Consider the following 12092-nt stretch of genomic DNA (forward strand, 5'->3'; position numbering starts at 1 on the left):
ACGCAGCACGGCTCCAAGCACCCCGCCAGGCCCCCGCCTCACCCCGGATAAAGCGCGACCGAAGCCGTCTCCTTCAACGTGCGCCAGCCGCTTCCGCCGGGCAGCCACAGCAGGCCGTCCTTGGAGGTGGCGAAGAGCGGGGCGTCGCCGTCCTCGGAGGCGGCGATGCTCTTGACTTCGGTGAGGCCGGGCAGTGTCCCCGTTTCGGGCACGGAGCCGTCGCACTGCACGTACTGCGCCTGCTCGACCCCGCCCGACTCGCGTCCGACGACGACGAGCCGGCTGTCCCCCGCCCAGGTCACGGCGGTGACCTGCTCCAGGTCGGGGGTGGTGGAGCGCAGTTCCTGGACGGAGACGGTGGGCTTGTCGCCGCTCTTGTCCCGCTCGATGCGCCCGATGAGCAGCGACTGCTTGCCGCCCTTCTCCACGACCAGCGCGATCCGCGCGCCGTCATTGGCGACCCGTACGGTCTTGATCCGTCCGTCGAGGCCGGGGCTGAGGACCTCCAGGGGTTCGCCGCCGCCCTGCTCGAACAGGAGGAGCCGGGGGTCGGCGGGGTCGCGGTCGGCGATCCACAGGTCGCCCTGGCCGTCCCAGCTGGGGGTCGTCAGCCGGTCGTTCTCGGTCTTGCCCTTGCTGGTCAGCAGCGGGTCACCGAGGGAGCTGTCGGCGACCATGGAGTTGACGTAGAGGCTCCTGCCGTCGAGGGCGACCCCGGCGGCGGTGTCCTCGTCGCGGGCGACGGCCATGGAGCGGAACGCCGTGCTGCCGTCGCCGAGCGGTCCCGGCACGGCGTCGGCCTTGGCGCTGTTGCCGCCGGTGCTGCTCATCCGGACGAGGCGGTGGCGGCCGTCGACGAAGTACAGGTAGCCGGCGTGGGTCTCCGCGCCGCGTTCGGCCACGGCGGTGGCGCGGTCGTCGGTGAGCGAGCAGAGCTGTCGGCTGCCGGCGCGCAGTTCGATCTCGTCGACGGTGGGGGCGAGGCTCTGCAGGCTGAACAGCAGTTGTGCGGCCATCTCGTCGCACTTGCCGTGGCCGATGCGTGCGGCCTTGTCGTTGAGCGGGACGGTGAGCTTGTTCTGGTCGTCGGGGGCGAGCGCGGTGACGCCCCGGGCGAGGGCGGTGCCGGTGGGGAAGCTGGATCTGACGACGGGCCGCAGCCAGCTGGTGGGCCCGTCGAGCACGGAGCGCACGATCTGGGTCATGGGGTCGACCCGTTCGCGTACGAAGACGGGGTCGGCGACGGCCATGGGCTGTCCGGAGCCGGCGGACGCGGTGTGGGAGGCGAAGTAGTACTTGTTGACGGACATGTAGTTGCGCTGGAAGTCCGACTTGCCCATGACGACGCCCTCGGGCAGGGCGTCGATGCGCCACTGCCTGGTCTTCTTGTCGCGGGTGAGGTGCACGGTCTGGGAGTAGTCACCGGCCGCGGGCGTGTACGACTGCTGGGCGTCGATGTCGGCGACCTTGGTGCCGGTCAGGGTGAAGGTGAAGTCGTCGCCTTCTTCCCGGCCGCCGGACTGGCCGGCGAGGGTGCCGGGCCCGTCGGCGAGGACGGTGGTGGACCGTTCGGGTTCCCATTTCCGGGCGGCCGCGGGGGTGAGGTACTGGCGGGCCGTCGAGTAGCGGGGGTCGTCGCTGGTGAGGGCTTCGAGGAAGCCCTGGACGATCTCGGCGGGCTGTGCGTCGTCGCGGGGCGGCATGGCGAAGACCCGCACCTGGGTCTCCTGGCGGGGTGTGGACTCCACGTCGCTCAGGTCGCCGTGGTCGGGCATGGAGGCGCATCCGGCCAGCAGTACGACACCGCAGGCGGCGTACGCCGTCGCGCGCAGCGGTGTGCGCCGGCGGTCCCCGTCGTGGTCAGCGCCCACGGAATGTCTCTCCTCGCTGCTTCGAGCCCTTGCCTGACGCACCGGCGGCCTCGTCGGCGGTTCGGCCGGTCCCGGTGGTGTCGCTTGCGTGGTCGGCGTCGTCAGGGCCCTCGCGGCCCGCGTCGCCGGCCCTGTCGCGCTTGTCGGCGGCCTCGTCGGCGTTGCCGTGCGTGCGGCCGTCCTCGGGCGCCCTCCCGGCTCCGGCGCCGGCGCCGGTGCCGTTGCCGGTGGACGTCGTGCCGGTGGCGGGCCGGGGCACGACTCGTGCGCCGTTGCCGGGCAGTGCCGTGGGGTCGGCTGTGGGGGTGGCGGTGGTGCGGGGTGCGAGCGGGGTGTGTGCCGCCGACCGCTGCCCCGCTGCGGGCTGTACGGGGACGGTGGCGCTCTTCTCGCCTCCGCCGCGGGGCAGGCCGGCGTCGTCGAGTCCGCGGTTGCGGCGGGAGTCCTTGGGTTCCAGCGGTATGGGTGAGCCTCGCAGCGGCTCGTCGGCGGTCCTCGGCAGGGTCAGGCGGAACTGCGAGCCGCCGCCGGGTTCGCCCCAGGCCTGGAGCCAGCCGCCGTGCAGCCGGGCGTCCTCCAGGGCGATGGACAGTCCGAGTCCGGTGCCGCCGGTGGTCCGCGCGCGTGCCGGGTCGGCGCGCCAGAAGCGGCTGAACACGCGGGTGGCCTCGCCGGGCTTGAGTCCGACGCCGTAGTCGCGGACGGCGACGGCGACGGCGCCGCCCGCCGAGGCGAGCTTGACGACGACGTCCCTGCCTTCGCCGTGCTCGACGGCGTTGACGACGAGGTTGCGCAGGACGCGTTCGACGCGGCGTGCGTCGGCTTCGGCGACGACGGGCTGCTGGTCGCCGAGGACGCGTATGTTCGTGCCCTTGCGGTCGGCGAGCGGGGCGGCGCCGCTGACGACGCGGCGCACGACGTCCCTGAGGTCGATCGGTTCGGCTTCGAGGGCGGCGGCGCCGGCGTCGAAGCGGCTGATCTCGAGCAGGTCGGCGAGCAGTGACTCGAAGCGGTCGAGCTGGTCGGCGAGGAGTTCGGCGGAGCGTGCGGTGATCGGGTCGAAGTCCTCGCGTGCTTCGTGGATGACGTCGGCGGCCATGCGCACGGTGGTGAGCGGTGTGCGCAGTTCGTGGGAGACGTCGGACACGAAGCGGCGCTGCATCCGGGAGAGGTCCTCGAGCTGGTTGATCTTGAGCTGGAGGTTCTGCGCCATCTTGTTGAAGGCTTCGCCGAGGCGTGCGATGTCGTCTTCGCCGGTGACTTTCATACGTTCCTGGAGGCGGCCGGCGGAGAGCCGTTCGGCGATTCCGGCGGCCATGCGCACGGGGGTGACGACCTGGCGTACGACGAGCCAGGCGATCGCTCCGAGGAGGACGACGACGAAGAGTCCGGCGGTGGCGAGGGTGCCCTTGACGAGGCTGAGGGACTTCTCTTCCTGGGTGAGCGGGAAGAGGTAGTACAGCTCGTAGGGGTCGCCGTTGGGGTCGTTGACCTGTTTGCCGATGACGAGGGCGGGCTGCGATTCCTTGTCGTTGAGGTAGATGATGCGCGAGTAGCTCTGGACGGCGCCGGTGCCGCTGTTGACGCGTTCGCGGAGGTTCTCGGGGACGCTCTTGTTGGGGTCGACGTAGCCGGAGGCGCGGGGTCCGCGGCCGCCGCCGCTGTCGTCGCCGGGGGGCAGGGTGACGACGTCGAAGGCGCCCTGTCCGCCGCTGGACAGCGACAGCACCAGCTCGCTCATCCATTCGATGACGTTCTGGGGGGCGGCGGCGTCCACGACGGCGCCGTCGTCGGCCGCGGCGCCGGCCGCCTCGTCGGCCTTCTGCTTGGCGACGGCGAAGCCGCCGGTGGCCTGGCTCTGGGAGGCCTTGACCTTGGCGTCGAGCAGGCCGTTGCGGACCTGCCCGATGACGACGAAGCCGAGCAGCAGGACGACGCCGAGCGACATCAGCAGTGTGGTGACGACGACCTTGAGCTGGATGTTGCGCCGCCACAGCCGTATGACGGGCAGCAGGGGGCGGCGCACCCAGCGCAGCAGCAGCCGCAGGACGGGGCTGCCCTGGACTCCGCCCTGGAGCAGTCCGCCGTCGAGGAGGCGTGTGAAGTGTGAACCCGTCTTCTTCCGGCCGACAGGCCGCTGCGGACGGGCCCCGGACCGGCCGGGGGCCGAAGCGGCACTGTCCTTGGACATGATCAGCTCGGTCCGGCCTTGTATCCGACGCCGCGGACGGTCACGACGATCTCCGGTCGCTCGGGGTCCTTCTCGACCTTGGAGCGCAGCCGCTGCACGTGCACGTTGACGAGGCGGGTGTCGGCGGCGTGCCGGTAACCCCACACCTGTTCGAGCAGCACTTCGCGGGTGAACACCTGCCACGGCTTGCGGGCGAGCGCGACCAGCAGGTCGAACTCCAGCGGCGTCAGCGCGATGGACTGCCCGTCGCGCTTCACGGAGTGGCCGGCCACGTCGATGACGAGGTCGCCGATGGCGAGCTGCTCCGGCGCGGGCTCCTCCGACCTGCGCAGCCGTGCCCGGATGCGGGCCACGAGCTCCTTCGGCTTGAACGGCTTCACGATGTAGTCGTCGGCGCCGGACTCCAGGCCCACGACGACGTCCACGGTGTCGCTCTTGGCGGTGAGCATCACGATCGGCACCCCGGACTCGCCCCTGATCAGGCGGCACACCTCGATGCCGTCCCGTCCGGGCAGCATCAGGTCCAGCAGCACCAGATCGGGCTTCGCCTCACGGAAAGCAGCCAGCGCCTTGTCGCCGTCCGCTACGAAAGACGGCTCAAAACCTTCACCGCGCAACACGATGCCGAGCATCTCGGCCAGTGCGCTGTCGTCGTCGACGACAAGGACTCGTCCCTTCATAAACGACATCATCCCATTCTCATAACGGTGAAGGCGGCGCAGGTGAGCAGGGTCACCGGCCAGCGACCTTAGTCGTACGGGACGGTCACTGTCTGCCCCCGCCCGCTGCCGTTGCTGTCAGCGCTGATGTCAGCACCTCCGTCGGCACGGCGGCAGGGTGGGCCCGCGCTGAGTCGTCGTCGGCGTGGGCCCATATCGTGACGCCGGGGAATGAGTCAGGCGGTGTCCTCCCGGCGGGCTCGCGCGCACAGTTCCTCCAGCGCCCCGGCGGTCACGGGTGAGACCACGCCCTGTTCCGTGACGATCGCCGTCACCAGTTCGGGCGGCGTCACGTCGAACGCCGGGTTGTACGCCTGGGTTCCCAGAGGGGCGATCGGGATGCCGCCGCCCGCGCCCGTGACCTGCACCTGGGGAGCCGTGATCTCGGTGACCTCGTAGCCGGGGCGCTGCTCGACCTCGACGGACGTCCCGTCCGGGGTGTGCGGGTCGACCGTGGTCACCGGAGCCACCACGATGAACGGCACATGGTGGTAGCGGGCGAGCACGGCGAGCGGATAGCTGCCCACCTTGTTCGTCACCGACCCGTCGGCCGTGATGCGGTCCGCGCCGATCAGCACCGCGTCGACCTCACCGGCCGCGAACAGCGACCCGGCCGCGTTGTCGGTGAGCAGCGTGTACGTCAGGCCGTTGCGGGCCGCCTCGTACGCCGTCAGCCGGGCGCCTTGCAGCAGCGGACGCGTCTCGTCCACCCACAGCCGCCGCAGCCGCCCTTGCCGGTGCGCGGCGAGCGCCACGGCGAACGCGGTGCCCTCCCCGCCGGACACCAGCGATCCGGTGTTGCAGTGCGTGAGGACGCGGTGTCCGCCGCCGGGCAACAGCTCGTCGAGGAACGCCAGCCCGTGTTGGGCCATCCGGGCGCTGGCCTCGGCGTCCTCCCGGTGCAGCTGCCTGGCGGCGGCCAGCGCGGCCCGCGCGCCCTGGTCGGGGTCGCCGCCCCGGGCGAGCTCCGCCCGGTAGGCGGTGCGGGCCCGCTCCACGCCGACGGACAGGTTCACCGCGGTGGGCCGGGCCCCCGCCAGCGCGGCCGCCGCCTCGTCCACGTCGAACCCGCGGATGGCGGCGAGCGCGACGCCGTACGCCCCGGCGATCCCGAGCAGCGGCGCCCCGCGCACGGCGAGCGAACGGATCGCCTCCACCAGCGTGGACGCGTCCGTACAGACCAGTTCGACCTCCTCGGCAGGCAGCCTCGTCTGGTCCAGGAGCACCAGCACGGGCCCTTCGGGTGGTTCCTCCCAGCGGATGGCGGGCATGTCGGTGGGCCGCTTGTCCTCGCCGGATTGCGCGTACTGATCAGCCATGTCGTCAGTCTGCCCGTTATGGGGCGGACAATTGAAGGCATGCAGCCCTGACCGCGGCCGGTCACGCGAGAACCACCCCATGGCACGATGGCTGCCAACCTGCGACCGCCCGCGGACGGGCACCGAGAAGGAGCGACGATGAACGACTCTCCGGGCTGGGCCTCGCCCGGATCCGCCCCGTCCGACGGACAGGAGCCCGGGGCGTCCTCGCCCGCCGCGCCCACTTCGCCCGCCGAACCCGCCGACCGGCCCGACGGCACCCATGCCGCTGACGAGCCGGGCGCACCCGCGCAGGGCCCCGGCGCGAAGTGGTCGAAGGAACAGCCGCCGCCCGCCCAGTGGTCCGCGCCCGCAGGCCCCCAGAACCCGGCGCACAACCCGGCTCAACAGGGTGGCCCCGCCGGCTGGGGCGCCGGCCCCGCGAGCCCCGGGCAAGGCGGCCCCGGATACGCAGGCTACGGATACGGCCACCAGGGCCCCGGCGCCGGCTGGGGCGCCGGATGGGGCGGCCCCCCTCCCGCGGCCAAGCCCGGCGTGATCCCGCTGCGCCCCCTCGGCGTGGGCGAGATCCTCGACGGCGCGGTCACCACCATGCGCACCTACTGGCGCACGGTCCTCGGCATCTCCCTCACCGTCGCCGTCGTCGTGGAAGTCGTCCTCGTCCTCCTGCAAGGCCTGGTCCTCAACGACACCGCCGACAGCACCGCCCTCCTCACCGACCCGACCGCCACCGTCGACGAGAAGACCGGCGCCATGGGCGACGTCATGGTCAGCTCCGGTGTCCTCGCCCTCGTCTCGCTGATCGGCACGATCACGGCGACCGCCCTGCTGACGGCGGTCACCAGCCGCGCCGTCCTCGGCAAGCCCGTCACCACCGGCGAGGCCTGGCGGGAGGCCCGCCCCCGACTGCCGAAGCTGTTCGGCCTGATCTTCCTCCTGCTGCTCATCGTGGCCGTCATCGGCGCCGTGGGCGTCCTGCCCGGCGCGCTGCTCGGCGGCCCCGGCGGCGGCGCCCTCGCGGCGCTGGGCATGCTCGCCGCCCTCGCCGTCACCGTGTGGCTGATGGTCCGCTTCTCCCTCGCCTCGCCCGCGCTGATGCTGGAGAAGCAGAGCGTCACCAAGGCGCTCAGCCGCTCCGCCAAGCTCGTCCGCGGCTCCTGGTGGCGGGTCTTCGGCATCCAGTTGCTGTCGATGCTCATCGCGAACATCGTCGCCATGATCGTCGCCGTCCCCTTCGCCCTCGCGGGCGGCATCCTCAGCGACGGCGGCCTCGAAGCGTTCGCACAGGGCGGCTCCAACCTCAGCTGGACCTACCTCGTCGTCGCCGGGATCGGCTCGGTGATCGGCTCGCTGGTCACCTTCCCGCTCACGGCCGGCGTCGTCGTCCTGCTCTACATCGACCAGCGCATCCGCCGCGAGGCCCTCGACCTCGACCTGGCCCGCGCCGCCGGCGTCCCGGGCCACACCGGCACCGCCGCCGGCGCCACCCCGGGGAGCTGATGCGGTGAGCTGGGCGGGGGAAGTCCTCACGGCGGTCCCGGCGCCACCACAGCCGACCCCGGCCCTCGGCCGTCCCCTGCACGCCCTGCTACGCGCCGGGGACGGCCCCGCCCTGTCATGGGCATCCACGGGCGGCGAACCGCCGGTGACCATCCCCCGCGACCCCGCGCGCGAGGAAGCCCGACGCGAGCTGTCCAAGCAGCTGTACCACCAGAACGACCCCAACCTCTTCGAACGCGCCCTCGACGCCCTCTGGAACTGGATCGACAGCCTGTTCGGCGCCGCCGCCACCGCCACCCCGGGCGGCGCACTCGGCCTGCTCGTCGTCACCGCGGCCGTCGTCGCCGTCGTGAGCGCCCTCTGGTGGCGCCTGGGCACACCCCGCCGCCGACCCGCCGCCGCACCCACCCTGTTCGACGACCGGCCCCGCAGCGCCGCCGAGCACCGCGCCGCCGCCGAATCGCACGCCGTGCAAGGCCACTTCAGCCAGGCCGTCCAGGAACGCATGCGGGCCGTCGTCCGCTCCCTGGAGGAACGCGCCCTCCTCGACGCCCGCCCCGGCCGCACCGCCGACGAGGCCGCCGCCGAAGCCGGCCGCACCCTGCCCGCCCACACCGACCGGCTGCGCGCCGCAGCCCGCGACTTCGACGACGTCACATACGGCGGCCGCACGGCGACCCGCGAGACGTACGACCGCATCACCGGCCTCGACCGCGACCTGGCCACCACCAAGCCGCACCTCACCCACACCAGCACCCCCCACACAGCCCACCCCACCCACCGGGGAACCGCCGGATGACCACCACGGCCACCCCCGACCCCACCGCGACCGCCCCCGCGCAGACCTCGGTTTCGCCCACCGCCCGCCACCTGTGGACCCGCGGCCGAGGCATCGCCCTCGCCTGCGTGCTCCTCCTCGCCGGCGCCGCCGTCCTCGCCGTACTCCGCTCCGACGCCCGCCACGGCGCCCTCGACCCCCGCTCCGCCGACCCCTACGGCAGCCGCGCCGTCTCCCAACTCCTCGCCGACCACGGCGTCACCACCCGCGTCGTCACCACCCTCACCGAGGCCCGCGCAGCCACCGGCCCCGACACCACCCTCCTCGTCACCGCACCCGACCTCCTGACCGACCGTCAACAAGCCCTGCTGCACACCACCATCGACGCCTCCGCCGGCCGCACCCTCCTCATCGCCCCCGGCAGCCACTCCGTGCACACCCTCGCACCCGGCGTCACAGCAGCCCTCGCCGCCAGCCGCACCTCCACCCTCTCCCCCCGATGCGCCCTGCCCGCCGCCCGCCGCGCCGGCACCGCCGACACCGGCGGCATCCGCTACACCACCACCCTCGGCGACGCCGACGAGTGCTACCCCAGCAACCGCCTGGCCACCCTGCTGCGCATCCCCGCCGCCTCCGGCACCGGCGACACAGTCGTCCTCGGCGCGCCCGACATCCTCCACAACAACCGCCTCGACCGGCACGGCAACGCCTCCCTCGCCCTCCAACTCCTCGGCACCCGCCCCCACCTGGTCTGGTACCTCCCCTCCCCCGCCGACACCTCCGCCCCGGAACAAGACACCAAGAGCTTCTTCGACCTGATCCCCTCCGGATGGATCTGGGGCACACTCCAACTCTTCGCCGCCGCAGCCCTCGCCGCCCTCTGGCGGGCACGCCGGCTCGGCCCCCTCGTGCCCGAACGACTCCCCGTCGCGATCCGCGCCTCCGAAACCGTCGAAGGCCGCGCGCGCCTCTACCGCAAGGCCGACGCCCGCGACCGCGCCGCCACCGCTCTTCGCTCCGCCACCCGCACCCGCCTCGCCCCTCTCCTCGGCATCCCCGCCGCCCAGGCCCACACGCCCGAAGCACTCCTGCCCGCCCTCGCCACCCACCTCCACGGCGACCGGCACGCGGCCCTGCACACCCTCCTCTTCGGCCCGCCACCCGCCGACGACACGGCCCTGACCGCACTCGCCGAACGACTCGACGCCCTCGAAAGAGAGGTACGCCGTCCATGATGGACCCGACCACTGACAACGCCGGGAACACCGGGCACCGGGGCGACGCCCGAGCCTCGCTGGAAGCCCTGCGCGCCGAGATCGCCAAGGCCGTGGTCGGCCAGGACCCCGCCGTCACCGGCCTCGTCGTCGCCCTCCTGTGCCGAGGACACGTCCTGCTCGAAGGCGTCCCCGGAGTCGCCAAGACCCTCCTCGTCCGCGCCCTCGCCGCCGCCCTCGAACTCGACACCAAACGCGTCCAGTTCACCCCCGACCTCATGCCGAGCGACGTCACCGGCTCCCTCGTCTACGACGCGCGCACCGCCGAGTTCTCCTTCCAGCCCGGCCCCGTCTTCACCAACCTCCTCCTCGCCGACGAGATCAACCGCACCCCGCCCAAGACCCAGTCCTCCCTCCTGGAAGCGATGGAGGAACGCCAGGTCACCGTCGACGGCACCCCCCGCCCCCTGCCCGAGCCGTTCCTCGTCGCCGCCACCCAGAACCCCGTCGAGTACGAAGGCACCTACCCCCTCCCCGAAGCCCAACTGGACCGCTTCCTCCTCAAACTCACCGTCCCCCTCCCCACCCGCCAGGACGAGATCGCCGTCCTCACCCGCCACGCCGACGGCTTCAACCCCCGCGACCTGCACGCCGCCGGCGTACGCCCCGTGGCCGGCCCCGCCGAACTGGACGCCGCCCGCGCCGCCGTCGCCAAGACGACCGTCTCCCCCGAGATCACCGCATACGTCGTCGACATCTGCCGCGCCACCCGAGAATCCCCCTCCCTCACCCTCGGCGCGTCCCCCCGGGGCGCCACGGCCCTGCTGTCCACCGCACGCGCCTGGGCCTGGCTGACCGGCCGCGACTACGTCATCCCTGACGACGTCAAAGCCCTCGCGCTGCCCACCCTCCGCCACCGCGTCCAACTCCGACCGGAGGCCGAGATGGAAGGCGTCACCGCCGACTCGGTCATCACCGCGATCCTCACCCACGTCCCCGTCCCCCGCTGATGGCCCCCACCGGACGCGCCGCACTCCTCGCGGCCCTCGCCTCCCTCCCCGTCGGCATCCTCGAACCCGGCTGGACGGGCATCCTCGCCGTCAACACCCCCCTCGCGCTCGCCTGCGCCTGCGACTACGCCCTCGCCGCCCCCGTGCGCCGCCTGCTCCTGACCCGCTCCGGCGACACCTCCGTACGCCTCGGCGACACCGCCGACGTCACCCTCACCCTCACCAACCCCTCCCGCCGCACCCTGCGCGCCCACCTGCGCGACGCCTGGCCCCCCAGCAGCTGGCAACCCGGCACGGAGACCACCGCCTCCCGCCACCGCCTCACCGTCCCCGCAGGCGAACGCCGCCTCATCACCACCCGGCTGCGCCCCACCCGCCGGGGCGACCGTCACGCCGACCGCGTCACCATCCGCTCCTACGGCCCCCTCGGCCTGTTCACCCGCCAGGGCACCCACAAGGTCCCCTGGACAGTGCGGGTGCTCCCGCCGTTCGCCAGCCGCAAGCATCTGCCCGCGAAACTCGCGCGGCTCCGCGAACTCGACGGCCGCACCAGCGTCCTGACCCGAGGTGAGGGCACGGAGTTCGACAGCCTGCGCGCCTACGTCCCCGGCGACGACACCCGCTCCATCGACTGGCGCGCCACCGCCCGACAGACGAGCGTCGCCGTCCGCACCTGGCGTCCCGAACGCGACCGGCACATCCTGCTGGTCCTCGACACCGGCCGCACCTCGGCGGCCCGCGTCGGCGACGCCCCCCGCCTCGACGCCTCCATGGACGCGGCCCTCCTCCTGGCCGCCCTGGCGTCCCGCGCCGGCGACCGCGTCGACCTCCTCGCATACGACCGCCGCGTCCGCGCCCACGTCCAGGGCCGCACCTCGCGTGACCTCCTCCCCTCCCTTGTCACGGCGATGGCCGGCCTGGAACCGGAGCTCACCGAGACGGACGCCCGCGGTCTCACCGCGACCGCCCTGCGCACAGCACCCCGCCGCTCCCTGATCGTCCTCCTGACGGCGCTGGACGCCGCCCCCGTCGAGGAAGGCCTGCTGCCGGTGCTCCCTCAACTCACGCAGCGGCACACGGTTCTGGTCGCCTCCGTCGCCGACCCGCACATCGCCCGCATGGCGACGGGTCGCGGCACCACGGAGAGGGTGTACGAGGCCGCAGCCGCCGCCCAACACCAGGCGGAACGTCATCGCACCGCGGAGAAGCTCCGCCGCCACGGGGTCACGGTCGTAGACGCCACCCCGGACGAGCTGGCGCCGGCGCTGGCGGACGCCTATCTCGCTCTGAAATCCGCGGGACGCCTCTGAGCAACGTGCCCGAGCTCCGGGGCGAACTGCCCTTTCCCGGGGCCAGAAAACAAAGAAAGCCCCGTGCCGATGGCACGGGGCTTTCTTGAATGATTGTTCGGCGGCGTCCTACTCTCCCACAGGGTCCCCCCTGCAGTACCATCGGCGCTGTGAGGCTTAGCTTCCGGGTTCGGAATGTAA

At 72.9% G+C, this 12092-nt stretch carries 9 protein-coding genes and 1 rRNA gene; 5 read left to right on the forward strand and 5 right to left on the reverse strand.

What is annotated here, in order from left to right; genetic code table 11:
- Positions 1–38 precede the first annotated feature (38 nt).
- The 4 genes from ACFYXA_RS30315 to mtnA form a co-directional block, all read right to left on the reverse strand.
- Positions 39–1871 (reverse strand): LpqB family beta-propeller domain-containing protein, encoded by a 1833-nt coding sequence (locus ACFYXA_RS30315; protein WP_389038858.1) that lies wholly within the window; start codon positions 1869–1871, stop codon positions 39–41.
- Positions 1861–4062, reverse strand: a complete 2202-nt coding sequence (gene mtrB, locus ACFYXA_RS30320; RefSeq protein ID WP_389038861.1) for an MtrAB system histidine kinase MtrB — start codon at positions 4060–4062, stop codon at positions 1861–1863. Before mtrB ends, ACFYXA_RS30315 begins: the two co-directional genes overlap by 11 nt.
- 2 nt (positions 4063–4064) lie before the next feature.
- Positions 4065–4754, reverse strand: a complete 690-nt coding sequence (mtrA, locus tag ACFYXA_RS30325; RefSeq protein WP_207228638.1) for a two-component system response regulator MtrA — start codon at positions 4752–4754, stop codon at positions 4065–4067.
- Positions 4755–4957: 203 nt separating this feature from the next.
- Complete coding sequence (mtnA, locus tag ACFYXA_RS30330; protein WP_389038867.1) at positions 4958–6100, reverse strand: S-methyl-5-thioribose-1-phosphate isomerase; 1143 nt, start codon at positions 6098–6100, stop codon at positions 4958–4960.
- Between the two features lie 138 nt (positions 6101–6238).
- Between mtnA and ACFYXA_RS30335 the strand changes: the two genes are divergently transcribed.
- The 5 genes from ACFYXA_RS30335 to ACFYXA_RS30355 are packed head-to-tail and all read left to right on the forward strand — an operon-like array spanning position 6239 to position 11912.
- Positions 6239–7600: a glycerophosphoryl diester phosphodiesterase membrane domain-containing protein gene (locus tag ACFYXA_RS30335; protein ID WP_389038870.1), complete on the forward strand. Its 1362-nt coding sequence runs from the start codon at positions 6239–6241 to the stop codon at positions 7598–7600.
- A 4-nt stretch (positions 7601–7604) separates the two neighbouring features.
- The gene (locus tag ACFYXA_RS30340) at positions 7605–8399 is read left to right on the forward strand and encodes a DUF4129 domain-containing protein (protein ID WP_389038873.1); all 795 of its coding nucleotides are present in this window, start codon (positions 7605–7607) and stop codon (positions 8397–8399) included.
- Positions 8396–9613: a DUF4350 domain-containing protein gene (locus ACFYXA_RS30345; protein WP_389038876.1), complete on the forward strand. Its 1218-nt coding sequence runs from the start codon at positions 8396–8398 to the stop codon at positions 9611–9613. Before ACFYXA_RS30340 ends, ACFYXA_RS30345 begins: the two co-directional genes overlap by 4 nt.
- Positions 9613–10602, forward strand: a complete 990-nt coding sequence (locus tag ACFYXA_RS30350) for an AAA family ATPase (protein WP_389038879.1) — start codon at positions 9613–9615, stop codon at positions 10600–10602. The genes ACFYXA_RS30345 and ACFYXA_RS30350 overlap by 1 nt, the downstream gene beginning before the upstream one ends.
- Positions 10602–11912 carry a DUF58 domain-containing protein gene (locus ACFYXA_RS30355; RefSeq protein ID WP_389038882.1) on the forward strand — a complete coding sequence of 437 codons (1311 nt, stop codon included), beginning with the start codon at positions 10602–10604 and terminating at the stop codon, positions 11910–11912. Before ACFYXA_RS30350 ends, ACFYXA_RS30355 begins: the two co-directional genes overlap by 1 nt.
- Positions 11913–12007: 95 nt before the next feature.
- On the opposite strand, the gene rrf is transcribed toward ACFYXA_RS30355, so the two are convergent.
- Positions 12008–12092, reverse strand: a 5S ribosomal RNA gene (gene rrf, locus ACFYXA_RS30360); the annotation flags it as partial.

The organism is Streptomyces sp. NPDC002566 (assembly GCF_042889585.1).
In the GTDB taxonomy this organism is placed as follows: Bacteria; Actinomycetota; Actinomycetes; order Streptomycetales; family Streptomycetaceae; genus Streptomyces.

What these genes read in the sequence shown, in the direction of transcription:
- mtnA (WP_389038867.1), bottom strand. Translation starts at nt 6,100, where the DNA reads ATGGCTGATCAGTACGCGCAATCCGGCGAGGACAAGCGGCCCACCGAC.
- mtrA (WP_207228638.1), bottom strand. Translation starts at nt 4,754, where the DNA reads ATGATGTCGTTTATGAAGGGACGAGTCCTTGTCGTCGACGACGACAGC.
- ACFYXA_RS30335 (WP_389038870.1), top strand. Translation starts at nt 6,239, where the DNA reads ATGAACGACTCTCCGGGCTGGGCCTCGCCCGGATCCGCCCCGTCCGAC.
- ACFYXA_RS30350 (WP_389038879.1), top strand. Translation starts at nt 9,613, where the DNA reads ATGGACCCGACCACTGACAACGCCGGGAACACCGGGCACCGGGGCGAC.
- ACFYXA_RS30345 (WP_389038876.1), top strand. Translation starts at nt 8,396, where the DNA reads ATGACCACCACGGCCACCCCCGACCCCACCGCGACCGCCCCCGCGCAG.
- ACFYXA_RS30355 (WP_389038882.1), top strand. Translation starts at nt 10,602, where the DNA reads ATGGCCCCCACCGGACGCGCCGCACTCCTCGCGGCCCTCGCCTCCCTC.
- mtrB (WP_389038861.1), bottom strand. Translation starts at nt 4,062, where the DNA reads ATGTCCAAGGACAGTGCCGCTTCGGCCCCCGGCCGGTCCGGGGCCCGT.